The sequence below is a fragment of the Saccharothrix sp. AJ9571 genome, from assembly GCF_021725495.1.
Classification (GTDB): Bacteria; Actinomycetota; Actinomycetes; order Mycobacteriales; family Pseudonocardiaceae; genus Amycolatopsis; species Amycolatopsis magusensis.
Genome location: NZ_CP091382.1, coordinates 7,056,802 through 7,073,397, shown reverse-complemented (window position 1 = coordinate 7,073,397; position 16,596 = coordinate 7,056,802). Strand labels below are relative to the sequence as shown.

Below are 16,596 nucleotides of genomic sequence, written 5' to 3'. Positions count from 1 at the left end.
GGACGGGTTCGAACGGCCCGCCCATCACCTTCATCCCACCATGCGAGCGGACCGGCAGTCAGTGGGCGGCTGGCAGGGTGTTCGCCGCATTGCTCACGGTCCCCGCACCGGTATCCGCCGCGTATGCCCTTGCGAAGGAGCTCAACCCCCTTGAGAGGCCATCCGCTCGCGGAGACTGCGGGGACGCATGTCGGTCCAGACGGAATCGACGTAGTCCATGCATTCCTCTTTACTGCCGTGCTTGCCCACCGGCCTCCAGCCGGCGGGCACCTCTTTTTCCATCAGCCACAGCGAGTACTGTTCCTCGTCGTTGATCAGGACCTGGTAGGTAGCGTCATCGTCCATCGTTTTTTCCTTCCTCGTTGTTTTCGATTCGCCGGGGGAACCGGCGGAGTGTGGGGTTCGCGGTGGCGAAGAGGGTGACGCCGGCGATCGCGCCGGTGCACACGAGTACGGCGACTTCGCCGGGCAGGGTGTCGGCGAGCCAGCCGCCGAGGGCCGGGCCCACGGCGGCGGCCACGCCGCCTGCCACGCCCATCGCGCCGCCGAGCCTGCCGCGCAGTTCGTCCGGGGTGAGCAGGAGCTGGTAGGTGTTGATGGTGGTGTTGGCCGCGGGGGGCAGAAACGCCATCGCCGCGAACAAGGCGCCCATCAGGTAGCCGTTGTGCACGAACACCGCGAAGGGCGTGAGCACGGTCAGTGCCCAGAACACGCCGATGATCATCAGGTACGGGCTGAACCGGCGGTGCAGGTATGGCGCGACGAGCGCGCCGATGATGCCGCCGCCGCCCAGCATCGCGGCCATCACACCGATCTCGCCGGACGGGATCCCGCGTGCCTGCGCCAGCACGATGATGATCAGGTAGTACGCGCTGAAGAACAGGTTCAGGCTTATCGCGCACAGCGCGGTGACCCGGACCTGGGGCTGATGCCACACCCAGCGCAGGCCTTCCAGCATGTCCGCGCCGAGCCGCCGATCGGCTGCCGGGGCCACCACCTTCGCGGGCAGCCGCACGAAAAGCAACGCGAAGAACGCCACCACGTGCGTGCACAGGTCGAAGATGAACGGCACGATCCGGCCAAGCGCGAACAGGAAACCACCGAGCGCGGTGCCCGCCAGCTGTCCGGCGCTCGACCGCGCGGCGTTCATCGACACGGCCGCGGGCACCTGCGCGGTGGTCACCAGGCGCGGCAGGCTCGCGTCTTCGGCGGGTTCGAACAACGCCCGGCACAATCCCATCACCGCGGCGACGGTGACCAGCTGCACCAGGTTCACCTCGCCCCACCACAGCGCGAACACCAGGCTCGCCACCGCCACCGCCTGTGCAGCCTCGCAGGCGAGCATGATTTTCTTGCGGTTCCAGCGGTCCACCAGCGCACCGGCGGGCAGTCCGGCGACCAGCTGCGCCACCGCGACCGCGCCGAGCACCAGTCCCGACTGCGCGGCCGAGCCGGTGATGGCGAGCACCAGCAACGGGAACGCGATCATCGAGGCGCTGAACCCGGCTTCGGAGAACACCTGTCCGCCCCAGAGCAGCTGGTAGTTCCGGTTGCGGGACAACCGGGACGGCGCTGTCGGCGCGCTCACTTCCCCGCACCCCGGCAGTCCGCCGCCATCCGGCGGAGCGCGTCGGTGAAGTCGGCGGCGACCGCCTCCACCGTTGCCCGGTCGTGGACGCCCGGCCGGTAGAACCAGGAGAACTCGAGGTTGCCGTGGTGGACGCCGCCGACGACCTCCAGCAGGTGCCCGGAGTTCGCCGGGGCCTGCTCACGGCCGATCGGCGGGTGGGAGACGCGGACGAGACCGGCCGCGCCGGAGGTGCCATCACCCTGGCCGAGGTAGTTGAACGCGACCTGCGACGTGCGCTCCCCCAACTCCGGGAACCGCTGGTACCGCAGCGCACCGAAGCCGAACCCGTTGCCCGGCACCGCGCGCAGCTGGTTGCGGATCGACTTCACCGCCGCCCGCCACTGCGGTTCATCCACCGCGGTGATCCGCAGCGCCAGCGGGAACAGCGTGGTGAACCAGCCGACGGTCCGCGTGAGGTCGACGTCGTCGAAGATCTCCTCCCGACCGTGACCCTCCAGGTCCACGGTGACCGTGGACTCCCCCGTCCACCGCGCCAGCGCCCAAGCGAGCGCGGTGAGCAGTACGTCGTTGATGCGCGTGCGGTAGACGCCGGGTGCGGACCGCAGCAGAGCACCCGTGTCCTCGGCGTCCAGCGATATCGCCACCGAGTCCTGCTCCGCACCGGCGGCGGTCCCGTCGACCGGCAGCGGAACGGCAGGCAGCGCACGGGACCAGTGCTCCCGTTCGTGGTCGAGGCCACCGCTGTCGACGAACTCGCGCAACCGGATCGACCAGTCGCGGAACGAGGTCGTCTTGGCGCCCAGGTCCGCCACCCCACCGCTCGCCAGCTGCCGATAGGCCTGGTCGAGGTCTTCCAGCAGGATCCGCCACGAGACGGCGTCGACCACCAGGTGGTGCGCGGTGACGAACAGCACCGGCCCTGGTCCCCCTTCGAACAACACCGCCTTGAGCAGCGGCGGCACCGACAGGTCGAAGCCGGTGTGGGCTTCGTCGGCAACCTTCTCCATCACCACCCGGAGTTCCTCGAGGTCCGCAGTGGCCAGCGCGTGCACCTGGAGCACCTGCGCCGGCTCGACGGGTGCGTTGTGCTGCCGCCACTCGCCGTCGACCAGTTCGAAACGCATCCGCAACGCGTCGTGGTGCGCCACCACGGTGTCCAAGGCGCCCCGAAGCACCTCCGGCTCCACCGCAGGGTCCAGTTCGAGCAGCACGGACTGGTTGAAGTGGTGTGGATCGGCGGTGTGCACGTCGAAGAACCACCGCTGGATCGGCGTCAGCGGCACCGGCCCGGTCACCGGTTCCCGCGCGGCCACCTCGGGCTCGGCCACCGTCACCACCCGCGCCAGTTCCGCGATGGTCTGGTGCAGGAACAACGCCTTCGAGGTCATTCGCAGCCCGGACTGGCGCGCGCGGTGGACCACCTGGATGCTCAGGATCGAGTCGCCGCCCAGCTCGAAGAAGTTGTCCTGCGCGCCGATCCGCTCCAGCCCGAGCACCTCGCGCCAGATTCCGGCGAGCGTGCTCTCGGTCGGCCCGTCCGGCGGCACGTAGGTCGCCCCGGCCACCGGCGCGTCCGGTGCGGGCAGTGCCGCACGGTCCAGCTTCCCGTTGCGATTCAGCGGAAGCGCGTCCAGGACCACGAACGCCGAAGGCACCATGTGCTCGGGCAGCGAACGGCTCAGGAACTCCCGCAGGTCGCCCGGCGCGTCCCCCGCGGGAACCAGGTACGCCACGAGCCGCCGGTGGCCGTCGTCGTCCCGCGCCACCACCGCCGCCTCGGCGACGTCCGGGTGGCCGCGCAGCACGGTCTCGATCTCCCCGGGTTCCACGCGGAAGCCCCGGATCTTCACCTGCTCGTCGGCACGGCCGAGGTAACTCAGCTCACCGTCCGCGCGGCGGACCACCAAGTCGCCCGTGCGGTACATGCGCTCGCCGGGTTCGCCGAACGGACAGGCCACGAAGGTGCCGGCGGTCAGCCCAGGGCGATCCAGGTAACCGCGGGCCAGTCCGGCGCCGGCCACGTGGAGTTCGCCGGGAACCCCGATCGGCACCGGGTTCAGCGAGCCGTCGAGCACGTACAGCCGGGTGTTCCAGATGGGGTGGCCGATGGGCACCGCCGCGGCGGCGACCGGTTCACCCGGCGCTATCCGGTATTCCATGCACCCGACCGTGACCTCGGTCGGGCCGTACTCGTTGATCACCGTCGCGGTCGGGTGGCCCGCGCGCCAGCCGTCGGCGACCGCACCGAGCAACTGTTCGCCGCCGACCACGAGTTCCCCCGTCGGTGACAGGTCGTCCGGTAGCACGGTGAGGATCGGCAGGTGCCCCGGTGTCGCCTTGAGGAACGAGCAGGCCGGTCCCGGAGGAGCCTCGGCCAGCTCGGCGACGCGAATCCGGCCGCCCGTCAGCAGCGGGCCGAACAGCGTGGTCACCGTCAGGTCGAAGGCGGGCGCGGAGTGCAGGACCGCCGTACCCCGCAGGCCCGGATAGGCGTCGACGGCCCAGCGCAGGTAGTTCAGCACGCTGCGATGGGTGATCACCACGCCCTTCGGCCTGCCCGTCGACCCCGAGGTGTAGATGACGTAGGCGGGCTGTTCGGGCAGCAGGCGGACCGCTGGGTCGGTTTCCGGTAGCGCGGCGGTGTCCATGACGGACTCACGGCTGTCCAGCACGATCGACGCACCGGAGTCGTCGAGCAGGTACGCGACGCGCTCCGGCGGGTAGGCCGGGTCGATCGGCACGTAGGCCGCGCCCGACTTGAGCACCGCGAGCAACGCCACCAGCAATTCGGCCGAGTTCGGCAGCATGACCGCGACCCGCCGCTCGGCGCGGGCACCCGCGGCGATCAGCCGATGCGCCAGCCGGTTCGCCCGCGTGTCCAGCTCGCGGTAGGTGAGCGTGGTGGTGCCGTCGTCCACCGCGATCGCGTCCGGTGTGCGGGCGGCCTGTGCGCGCAATGCTCCGGGCAGCGTTTCCGCCGCCAGCGGACGGCCGGTGTCGTTGAGGGTGTGCAGCAGGTGGTTCCGCTCGCCTCCGGTGAGCAGCGAGATTTCGCCGAGCGGCCGGTCCGGGTCGGCCACCACGGCGGCCAAGAGCAGGCGCAGCCAACCGGCCAGCCGCTCGATGGTGGCGGCGTCGAACAGGCCGGTGTGGTAGTTGATCGCGCCGCGCAGGCCGCCGTCGTGCTCTTCGAACTGCACCAGCAGGTCGAAGGCGGCGGTCGTCGCCGGGAAGGCGACCTCCTCGGCGGTGGTGGCACCGGTGTTCTGCAGCACGACCATCGCTTGGAAGATCGGCGTGCGGCTGACGTCGCGGGCCGGTTGCACCGCGTCCACCACCCGCTCGAACGGCACGTCCTGGTGGGCGAAGGCGTCCAGCACGGTTTCCCTGACCTCGCCGAGGAACTCGCGGAATGACCGCGTGGAGTCCACTGAGGACCGCAGCACCAGCGTGTTCACGAAGAAGCCGACCAGCCGTTCCAGTTCGGCCCGGTCCCGGCCCGAGGTGACCGTGCCCACCGCGATGTCGTCCTGGCCCGACCACCGGCTCAGCACCACCTGGCAGGCTCCGGCCAGCACCATGAACAGCGTGCCGTCATGGCCGCGGGCCAGTTCCTTCAGGCCGGTGGCGAGGTCGGCGGAGAGGTCGAAGGACAGCCAGTCGCCCTCGGTGGTGCGGACGGCGGGCCGGGGCCGGTCGGTGGGCAGTTCCAGCGGGGGCAGCTCCGCCAGCCGCTCCCGCCAGAAGTCCAGTTGGCCGGTGAGCACCTCACCGTCGAGGATTTCCCGCTGCCACACGGCGAAGTCGCCGTACTGGATCGGCAGCTCGGGCAGCTCCGGCTGGACATCGCGGACGTACGCCGCGTACAGCTCGTGCAGGTCGTCGAGGAGCACACCGGACGACCAGCCGTCGGTGACGATGTGGTGCAGGACCAAGGCGAGCACGTGCTCGTCCGGAGCCAGCCGGATCAGCCGCGTGCGCAGCAGCGGCCCGTGCCGCAGGTCGAAGGGCGCGCGGGCGTCCCGCTCCAGCACGTCCGCCAGCGAGGACTCCCCGGTGGACAGATCGAGCAACGGCACCCTGACCTCGTACGGCGCGCCGATGATCTGCACACCCTTCCCCTCGACGGTGTCGAAGGTCGTCCGCAGCGACTCGTGCCGGGCGACCAGCGCGGTGACCGCCCGGTCCAGCGCCCCGGCGTCCAGCTCGCCACGCCAGCGCACTGCCGTCGGGGAAACGTATTCGGTACCGCCGGGCTCGAACTGGTCGAGGAACCACAACCGCTGCTGCGCGAACGACAGCGGCAGCGCACCATCGCGCGAAGCCACCGGAATGGCCGCGGCGGCGACCGGGCTTTCCGGCAAGCTCTCCGCGAACCGCCCGAGTTCGGGCGTGGTGAACAACGCGCGCGGCGACACGTCGGCCCCGAACACTTCGCGCACCCGCGAAATGATCCGCATGCTCAGGATCGAATCGCCGCCCAGCTCGAAGAAGTTGTCCTTGACGCCGACCCGCTCCACGCCGAGCACCTCGGCCCAGATCGCCGCCAGCGTGCGCTCGGCGGCGGTGCGCGGTGCCACGTGGGCGGCAACGGCCGGCCGGCCCTCGGGCGCCGGCAGCGCCCCCCGGTCGATCTTGCCGTGCCGGGTCAGCGGCAGCCGGTCGAGCACCACGAACGCCGAGGGCACCAGGTGCCCGGGCACCACCCTGCTCAACCACGCCCGCAGCTCGGCGGCACCGGGCCTGCCTCGACCGGGTACGACGTAGGCGACCAGCCGCTTGTCCCCCGGTTCGTCCTCGCGGGCGACGACCACCGTTTCGGTGACCTCGGGATGCCCCAGCAGCACGGCTTCGACCTCACCGGGTTCGATGCGGAACCCGCGAATCTTGACCTGCTCGTCGGTGCGCCCGAGGTACTCGAGCAGACCGCCCTCGACCCAGCGGACCCGGTCGCCCGTGCGGTACAGGCGCGCCCCGGGTTCACCGAACGGGTCCGCGAGGAAGCGGTCGGCGGTCAGCCCCGGCCTGCCGAGGTAACCCCGCGCGAGCTGATCTCCCGCCAGGTACAGCTCACCCGGCACGCCGGCGGGTACCGGCGACAGCGACGCGTCCAGCACGTACGCCCGCAGGTTCGCCAGCGGCCTGCCGATCACCGGCCGGGAGCCGGACACCGGCGAGCACACGGCGTCCACGGTGAACTCGGTCGGACCGTAGTAGTTGTGCACCGTTGTGCCCGGCAGGTCGGTGAGCTGCTGCCAGAGCGCCGGTCCGAGCGCCTCACCGCCGAGCATGAGGTGCTTCGGGCGGTGCTGCCCGGTCAGCAGCCCGGCGGGGAGGAGTTGCTGGAGGTAGGTCGGGGTGAGGTCGAGGAAGTCGATCCGGTGCCGCTCGGCGTACCCGGTGAGCGCGGGCGGGTCCAGCCGGGTTTCCTCGTCGATCAGGTGCAGTTCGTGGCCGTCCGCCAGCAGCAGCGGTCCCTCCCACGACGTGTCGAAGGACAGCGCCGCGGTGAGCGCCACCCGCATCCGCTGGCCGCCGAAAGCCTGCCGGTGGTTGTGCAGCAGGTTCGCCAGCGCCCGGTGCTCGACGACCACGCCCTTGGGGGTGCCGGTGGAACCCGAGGTGTAGACGACGTACGCGGCTTCGCCCGGCGAAGGCCGTCGGGCTGCTCGCAGCGGTGCGGTGCGCCGGGACCAGTCACGGGTGCTGGCCAGGTCGTCGAGCACGACCACGGCTTCCGCGTCGCGGAGCAGCCACTCGATGCGTTCGGCGGGCAGTCCGGGATCCACCGGCAGGTACACCGCTCCCGCCTTGAAGGTGGCCAGGATGGCGACGATCGACTCGGCGGACCGCGGCAGGACCACGGCGACCGTGCGCTCCGGCCCGGCACCGCGCTCGGCGAGGTGGTGCGCCAGCCGGTTCGCCCGATCGTCCAGTTCGGCGAAGGTCAGCGCGGTGTCGCCGAAGACGAGCGCGGTTTCCTCCGGTAGCCGGGCCACCTGGGCTTCGAACGCGTCGAGCATCGTGCCGGACGGCACCTCGGCCGCGGTGTCGTTCCACTTCACCAGCACCCGGTGCCGCTCGTCCGCGCTCAGCATCGGGAGGTCGGCGACGCGGCAGCCGGAGTCTTCGACAAGGTGGCGGACCAGGGTGGCCAGGTGCGCAGCCAGCCGCTCCACCGTCGTCGCGTCGAACAACCTCGGGTCGTAGGACACTTCCAGGCCGAGGCGTTCGTGCAGGTAGGCGGTGAGGTTCAAGGAGAAACTGGTGTTGTCGAGCGAATCGACGTCCCGGACTGCGATAACTTCACTGCCTTCGCCCACCGCGTCGTCGATCGGGTAGTTCTCGAAGACGACCACGCTGTCGAACAGGTTCGTCCCGGCCGGGACCTCGCTCAGCGCCTGGAGCTGGGTCAGCGACAGGAAGTCGAATCGGCGGGAGTCGGCCTGCGCGGCCTGCGTCTCGCGCAGCCAGGAGGCGACGTCCTGGTCACCCGGAACGTGGATCCTGGTCGGCACCGTGTTGATGAACATGCCGATCATCGACTCGACGCCGGGTAGTTCCGCCGGGCGCCCGGACACGGTGGTGCCGAACAGCACGTCGGCTTCCCCGCTGTAGCGCGACAGCAGTAGCGCCCACGCCCCTTGCACCACGGTGTTGACGGTGAGCGCGGACCGCTTCGCCAGGTCGTGCAGCCGCCGGGATTCCTCTGGCGACAACTCGACCAGCACCGTCGCTCCGGATTCGGCGCGATGCGCTTCGACGGGCGTGCGGTCGTACGGCAACGGGGTCGGCGCGGTGACGTCACCGAGCACGCGACGCCAGTACCGCTCGGCCTCGGGCCGGTCCTGGGCAGCCAGCCAGGTCAGGTAGTTGCGGAACGGACGCCGGGTCGGTACCTCGGGCGGCCTGCCCTCGACGAGCGCGCTGTAGCGCTCACACACTTCGCCGAAGACCTGGGCGGTGCTCCAGCCGTCGAGAAGCACGTGGTGCGAAGTCCAGATGAGCTGCACCTCGTCATCGGACAGCTGGGCGATCGCCAGCCGCATCAGCGGTGGAGTGGTCAGGTCCATGCCTGCCGCGCGGTCCTCATCGAGGAGCCGCTCCAGCGCGGCTGCCTGGTTCTCTTCGGACTGTCCGCGCCAGTCATGCCGCGCGATCGGCACCTGCACTCGCCGGTGCACCACCTGCACCGGCTCGCTGACGCCCTCCCAGGCCACGCTGCTGCGCAGGATCGGTGTCCGGTCGACGAGTTGCTGCCACGCCTTACCGAGGGCCTCCGGGTCGCCTACGCCCGACAGGCGCATGCGGAACTGGTCGAAGTAGGCGGTGGAACCGGTGTCCACCAGGCTGTGGAAGACCATGCCCGCCTGCAGCGGGGTCAGCGGGTAGATGTCCTCGACTTCGCGGCCGTCGCCGGCCAGCCGGTCCACCGCCGCTTGGTCGAGGCCGGCCAAGGGGAAGTCCGATGGGGTGCGCCCACCGGCGTCCGGGCCGGCGCAGTGCTCGACGATCTCCCGCAGCGCGCCGATGGTGTCCTCGGCGAGGCGGCGGACGACTTCCTCGTCGTGCACGTCGGCGGAGTACTCCCACGACAACCGCAGTTCGCCGTCCTCGACGACGCCGATGACGTCCAGGAGGTAGGTCCGGTGGGCCTCCGGCGGGGAATCCTGGCCGAGACTTTCGTGCCGTGCCTGGTACAGGCTCTCGCCGGACGGTGCGACGTCCCACTGCCCGTGGTAGTTGAAGGAGATTTGCGGAGCCGGGTCGTCGCGGAGCAGGTTGGCCGGGGCCCCTTCCCGGCTCAGGTACCGGAGCGCCTCATAGCTGGCGCCCTTGTGCGGGATCGCGCGGAGTTGCTCCTTGACGGACTTCAGCTCAACACCCCAGTCCGCGCCCGGCCGCACGCTGAGCGCGACCGGGTACTGGGCGGTGAACCAGCCGATCGTCCGGGAGAGGTCCAGTCCTTCGACGATTTCCTCGCGGCCATGGCCCTCCACCGCGACCACGACGCGTTCGCGGCCGGTCCATGCCGCCAGCACACGGCCGAGCGCGCACAGCAGGACGTCGTTCACCTGGGTGCGGTAGGCCTCCGGCACCTCCCGCAGCAACGCGGTGGTCTCGGCGCGGCCCAGGGTCGCGGAAACCGTGCGCGCCGAGCCCGCCGTGTTGGGGCCTTGCCGGTCGACCGGTAGGTCCGTGCGTGCGCCGCTGAGCACGGTTTTCCAGGACTCGAGGTCCGCGTCGAGGCCGCCGGCGCGGGTGTGCTCGGCCAGCGAGCGCGCCCAGTGGGTGAAGGAGGTTCCCACCGGCTCCAGCTCGCCACCGCGGTAGGCCGTTTCCAGATCGCCGAGCAGGATGCGCCAGGATACGCCGTCCATCACCAGGTGGTGGACGGTGAGGAAGAGGCGCGGTGGCGTGTCGTTGTCCGGCGTGAACACGATGGCGCGCCAAAGCGGCCCTTCGGTGATGCTCAACTCACGTTGGGCTCTGGAAGCCGCCGCGTGCATCGCCTCCATGGTGGATGCCTCGACCACACTCATTTCGGCGGTGTCCGGGGCGGGCTCCTGCAGCCATTCGCCCGCCGGGCGGGAGAAGCGCATTCGCAGGGCGTCGTGGTGGCTCACCACCTTCGCCATCGCCCGGCGCAGCTCCCGGATGTCCACATCGGCGGCCAGTTCCACGTGGACGGACATGGTGAAGTGCCCGTCGGCGAGTCCGCTGTCGAAGAACCACGACTGGATCGGCCCCAGCGGCACAGGCCCGGACGGCTCCGGTTGCACGACGGGCTCGGGCACCGCACGTTGCTGCACCACCGCCGCGAGTTCGGCGACCGTCTGGTGCAGGAACAGGTCCTTGGAGGAGACGTTGAGGTTCACCTGGCGGGCCTTCGAAACGACCTGGATGCTCAGGATCGAGTCGCCGCCCAGGCCGAAGAAGTTGTCCTCGACCCCGACCTGATCCACATTGAGTACCGCAGACCAAATGCGGACCAGCTCAACCTCGACCGGTGTCCTCGGCGCCACATACCGCATGCCGGTCTCCACCCGCCCACCCGGCGCAGGCAACGCCCGCCGATCCAGCTTCCCATTCCCCGTCAACGGCAACGCATCCAACGACACAAACACCGCGGGCACCATATGCCCCGGCAACGTCCTCCCCAAAAACTCCCGCACAGCAGCGGACCCCGGAATCACCTTTCCTGGAGGCGCGACAAGATATGCCACCAGCCGGTGCGTCCCCTCCGACTCCTGCGCCACCACCACCGCCTCAGCCACATCCACATGCCCCCTCAACACAGCCTCGATCTCACCCAACTCGACCCGGAACCCCCGAATCTTCACCTGATGATCAACACGACCCACATACTCCAACTCACCACCCACCGACCACCGCACCACATCCCCCGTGCGATACATCCGCGCACCCGGCCCCCCAAACGGATCCGCCACAAACCGGGAAGCCGACAACCCCGGCCTGTTCAAATAACCACGCGCCAGCCCAGCACCCGCCACATACAACTCACCCGCCACCCCCGGCGGCAACAAACCCAACCCCCCATCCAGCACATACACCCGCAAATCCGGAATCGGCACCCCAATCCCCCCAGCATCCCCCGCCCCCACAGGCCGATACGTCACATGCACCGTCGTCTCAGTAATCCCATACATATTCACCAACGCCGGAACCCCCGCACGCCGCTCCAACCACGGCACCAACCGGCCCGGATCCAACGCCTCACCACCAAAAATCACATACCGCAAAGCCAGCTCACGGTCATCATGCACCAACCGGTAGAACGCCGACGGAGTCTGATTCAACACCGTCACCCCCTGCTCAACCAGCAACCCCACAAAATCCTCCGGCGACCGCGCCACCTCCTGCGACACCACCACCAACCTGCCACCATGCACCAACGCCCCCCACAACTCCCACACCGAAAAATCAAACGCATACGAATGAAACAACGTCCACACATCCGACTCATCAAACCCGAACCACCCCCGCGTCGCCTCAAAAAGACGAGTCACATTCCCATGCGACACCATCACCCCCTTCGGCCTCCCCGTCGAACCCGACGTATAAATCACATACGCCACACTCCCCGGATCAACCCCCACACCCGGATTCGCATCCGGATAACCAGCCGTGTCCGGCACAGAATCCAGCACCAACACCGGCTTCGCATCCGCGACCACGCCCTCAATACGAGCAGCCGGATAATCAGGATCAATCGGCAAATAACCGGCGCCGGACTTCAACACCGCCACCACAGCCACCACCAACTCCACCGACCGCGGCAACACCAAACCCACCAACCGCTCCGGCCCAGCACCCCGCTCCCGCAACCACCACGCCAAACGATTCGCCCGCGCATTCAACTCCCCATACGACAACCCCACCCCCTCACACCACACCGCCACCGCAGCAGGAGCACGCCGCACCCGCTCCTCAAACAACGAAGACAGCGGCACCCCAGACCCGGCAACAGCACGCCCATTCCACGACCGCAGAACAAGCTCCCGCTCAGCACCACTCACCCACGGCAACCCACCCAGCGAACGATCGGCATCCGCCGCGATACCGTCCAGTAGCACCCGCAACCAGCCCGCCATCCGCTCCACCGTCGCGGCGTCGAACAGGTCGGTGTTGTAGTTGACCACCGCATCGAGTCGCCCGGCGTACTCCTGGAACTGGATCATCAGGTCGAAGGCGGCGTTCACCACCGGCGGCGCCAGTTCTTCGACCTCGATCCCCGGCAGCGACGACTGGCTCTCCGGTGTGTTCTGCAGCACCACCATCACCTGGCACAGCGGTGTCCGGCTGGTGTCGCGCACCGGTTGCAGGTCATCCACCACCCGGTCGAACGGGACTTCCTGGTGCGCGAACGCGTCCAGCGTCATCGCCCGCACGTCCGCCAGGAAATCGCCGAACGGCCGCGATTGATCCACAGTGGACCGGAGCACCAGGGTGTTCACGAAGAACCCGATCAGCCCCTCCAGCTCACCGCGTTCACGGCCGGAGGTGACCGTGCCGACCGCAACGTCCTCCTGCCCGGACCACCGCGCCAGCAGCAACTGACACGCGGCGAGCAGGGTCATGAACAGCGTGCCGTCCTGGCGGCGGGAAAGTTCCTTGAGCCGCGCGGTGGTGGCCGCCGAGATCTCGAACTCCAGCAACGCGCCGTTCTTCGTGCGCACCGGCGGCCGTGGGCGGTCGGCCGGCAGCTCCAGCGGCGGCACGTCCTCGAGTTGCCTGCGCCAGTAGGCCAGTTGGCCGTCCAGCGCACTCCCGGCCAGCCGTTCCCGCTGCCACACGGCGAAGTCGGCGTACTGCACCGGCAACTGCGGCAGTTCAGGTCGCTCACCACGGGCGAAGGCGGTGTAGAGGGCGCTCAGCTCGCCGACCAGGATCCCCGACGACCAGCCGTCCGTGACGATGTGGTGCAGCACCAGCGTCAGCACGTGATCCTGCGGCGCCAGGCGCACGAGCCGGGCGCGCAGCAGCGGGCCCTCGCGCAGGTCGATCGGCTCGGTCGCGGACGACGCCAGCAACCCGTCCAACTCGGCGAGGCTGTCGGACGCCCCACTGAGATCGGTGAGCGGCACGTGGATCGGTGATGGCGGGTGCACCATTTGAATGCCGTGCCCGTCTACGGCGCCGAAGGTGGTGCGCAGGGACTCGTGCCGCTCGACCAGCGCGGTCAGTGCCCGATCCAGCGCCTCGGTGTCCAGTTCCCCGCGCAACCGCAGAGCCGTCGGCGAGACGTATTCCGTGCTGCCCGGCTCGAACTCGTCCAGGAACCACAACCGCTGCTGGGCGAAGGAAAGTGGTGCGGAGAACGTCCCGCCGTCCCGCTCCAGCACCGGTATGGCGGCCTCGGCCTGCCCGTGGCGGGGAAGCGCGGCGGCGAGCCGGGCGGGGGTCGGTGCGGTGAACAGCAACCGCGCCGGCACGTCCACCCCGAGCGCCACGCGCAGGCGGGAAATGACCCGGATGCCGAGGATCGAGTCGCCGCCGAGGTCGAAGAAGTTGTCGTCGACGCCTACGCTGTCCACGCCGAGCACTTCGGTCCAGACCGTGGTGACAAGGCGTTCGGCGTCGTCGCGAGGGGCGACGTAGTGCGCACGGGCGGCGGAGAAGTCCGGCGCGGGCAGTGCTGCCTGGTCGAGCTTGCCGTGCCGGGTCAGTGGCAGCCGGTCCAGGGTGACGAACGCCGAAGGCACCAGGTAGTCGGGAAGCGAAGCGGCCAGCAGCTCACGCAGTTCCCGCGGCGTCAGCGCCTTCTCGGCCGGAACGACGTAGGCCACCAGCCGCTTGCCACCGGCCGGGTCCTCACGGGCCACCACCGCCGCTTCGGCCACGTGACGCAGCAGCGCCGCCTCGACCTCACCGGGCTCCACCCGGAACCCGCGGATCTTGACCTGCTCGTCGGCCCGCCCGCGGTAGTCCAACTGCCCGTCCGCGGTCCACCTGGCCAGATCCCCCGTCCGGTACAGCCGGGCGCCCGGCTCGCCGAACGGATCGGCCACGAACCGGTCCGCCGTCAGCCCCGGCCGCCCGAGGTATCCGCGGGCGAGCTGCGCCCCACCCAGGTACAGCTCCCCCGGCACCCCGACCGGCACCGGCGACAGCGACGCGTCGAGGACGTAGGCCCGCAGGTTGCCCAGCGGCCGGCCGATCAGCGGCCGGTCACCGGTCACCGGCGTGCACACCGCGTCGACGGTCGTCTCGGTGGGCCCGTAGTAGTTGTGGGCGGTGGTTTCCGGCAGCGCGCCGAGCTCCCGCCACAGCGCCTCCCCCATCGCCTCGCCGCCGAGCATCAGGTGCTTCGGGCGGTGCGCGCCGCTCAGCAGGCCGGCGGGCAGCAACTGCTGGAGGTAGGACGGGGTCAGGTCGAGGAAGTCGATCCGGTTCTCGCCGACGTACCGGGTCAGCGCCGCGGGGTCGAGCCGGGTGTCGTCGTCGACCAGGTGCAGTTCGTGCCCGTCGGCCAGCAGCAGTGGTCCCTCCCACGACGTGTCGAACGACAGAGCGGCGGTGAGCGCCACCCGCATCCGCTCGGTGCCGAACACCCGCCGGTGGTTGTGCAGCAGGTTGACCAGCGCCCGGTGCTCGACCACGACGCCCTTGGGCGTGCCGGTGCTGCCCGAGGTGTAGATGACGTAGGCCGCGTGCTCAGGCTCCGGCCCGGGCGGCACCGGCCCCTCGTGCACCGGCGTGATGTCCCGCAGCACCACCACCGGGTCCGCGTCCCGCAGCAGGGTCTCCACCCGCTCGGCCGGCAGTCGCGGATCGATCGGCAAATAGATCGCCCCTGCCTTGAGCACCGCGAACAACGCCACCACGGAGTCGGCCGAGCGCGGCAGCACCACGGCGACCACCCGCTCCGGCCCGGCTCCCCGCGCCACCAGGCCGGTGGCCAGCCGGTTCACCTTCTCGGTCAACTCCGAGAAGGTCAGCGACTCGCCCCGGCAGACGAGGGCCGTGTCGTCCGGTCTCGCGTCGGCCTGAGCCGCGAGCAGGTCCGCGACGGTCGTGTCCGGCACCTCGAAACCGGTGTCGTTCCAGCACGTGAGCGTGCGGTGGAGTTCGGCCTCGCTCGCCAGTGGCAGGTCCGCGACGGCCCGGTCCGGGTCGGCCGCGACGGCGTCCAGCAGCACCGCCAAGTGCGCCACCATGCGGTCGATGGTGTCCGCGTCGAACAAGGTGGTGCTGTATTCGACCAGCCCGGCGAGCGTGCCGTCGCGTTCCTCGAACTCCACGCTCAGGTCGAAGTTGGACGACCTCCTGGCCACCCCGACGTTCTCCACCGCGAGCCCGTCGAATCCGCCGTCACCGCCCGGCGCGCTGTGCAGCAGGACCATGACGTCGAACAACGGACTACGGCTGGCGTCACGATCGGCGTGCACGGCGTCCACCAGCCGCTCGAACGGAACATCGTCGTGCGCGAACGCGTCGAGCACCGTCTCCCGGACCGAACCCAGGAACTCGCGGAAGGTCGCCGAGGCGTCCACTTCGGACCGGAGCACCACGGTGTTCACGAAGAACCCGACCAGTCGCTCCAGTTCCGGCCGGTTGCGGCCCTGCACGACCGTGCCCAGTGCCACGTCTTGCTGCCCGGCGTACCGGGCGAACAACACCTGGCAGGCCGCGAGCAGCACGGTGAACAACGTGGTGTCGGCGGTCCTGGCCAGCTCGGCGAGCCGCGCGGCGGTACCGTCCGGAAGGCTGAACTCACGCACCGCGCCCGCGGTGCTCCGGGTGGGCGGGCGCTGCCGGTCGGCGGGCAGTTCGAGCGGAGCGACACCGGTGAGCTTGCGCCGCCAGTAACCGAGCCGGTCTTCGAGCACCGCGTCGGTCAGCTGTTCCCGCTGCCAGGCCGCGAAATCCGCGTACTGGATCGGCTGCGGTGGCAGCCCCGCCTTCCCGCCCGCGTTGTACGACTCGGCGAGTTCCCCGGTGAGCAGGCCCATCGACCAGCCATCGGTGACGATGTGGTGCACGCACAGCAGGAGCACGTGCTCGGCGGGCGCGGTGCGCACCAGCACCGCCCGGACCAGCGGCCCGCGCCGCAGGTCGAACGGCCGGGAGTACTCCTGCAGCAGCACCTCGCCCAAATCGTCGGGATCGGTGTCCACCACCGGCAACGGCAGGTCGAACGGCGGGTGCACGACCTGTACGGCGTCCCCGTCCGCCTCGGCGAAGGTGGTCCGCAGCGGTTCGTGCCGGGCGACCAGCGCCCGCAGCGCCGAGGCCAGTGCCGGAACGTCCAGCGGGCCCCGCATCCGCAACGCCAGCGCGCTGTTGTACTCCGGGTCGCCGGGGTGGAGCTGGTCGAAGAACCACAGACGGCGCTGGGCGAAGGACAGCGGCAGCGGCCGGTCGCGGTCCGCGACCGGGATCCGGTCGGCCCGTCCGGCGCGGCCTGCCTGCCGGGTGCGCAGCTTCTCCCGCAAGTGGGCCGGGAGTGCCGCGATGCGGTCCTGTCTGGATGACGACAT

Annotated in this window: 3 protein-coding genes; all 3 read right to left on the bottom strand. The window is 70.0% G+C overall.

What is annotated here, in order from left to right; translation table 11 throughout:
- Positions 1 to 141: 141 nt before the first annotated feature.
- Genes L3Q67_RS32230 through L3Q67_RS32220 form a run of 3 tightly spaced genes read right to left on the bottom strand, consistent with a single transcriptional unit; the run spans position 142 to position 16,596 of the window.
- A complete protein-coding gene (locus L3Q67_RS32230) occupies positions 142 to 345 on the bottom strand; it encodes an MbtH family protein (protein WP_499185199.1) in 204 nt (67 codons plus the stop codon).
- Positions 335 to 1,588, bottom strand: a complete 1,254-nt coding sequence (locus tag L3Q67_RS32225; protein ID WP_499185198.1) for an MFS transporter — start codon at positions 1,586 to 1,588, stop codon at positions 335 to 337. Before L3Q67_RS32225 ends, L3Q67_RS32230 begins: the two co-directional genes overlap by 11 nt.
- A complete protein-coding gene (locus tag L3Q67_RS32220) occupies positions 1,585 to 16,596 on the bottom strand; it encodes a non-ribosomal peptide synthetase (protein ID WP_499185197.1) in 15,012 nt (5,003 codons plus the stop codon). The genes L3Q67_RS32225 and L3Q67_RS32220 overlap by 4 nt, the downstream gene beginning before the upstream one ends.

What these genes read in the sequence shown, in the direction of transcription:
- L3Q67_RS32230 (WP_499185199.1), bottom strand. Translation starts at nt 345, where the DNA reads ATGGACGATGACGCTACCTACCAGGTCCTGATCAACGACGAGGAACAG.
- L3Q67_RS32220 (WP_499185197.1), bottom strand. Translation starts at nt 16,596, where the DNA reads ATGTCGTCATCCAGACAGGACCGCATCGCGGCACTCCCGGCCCACTTG.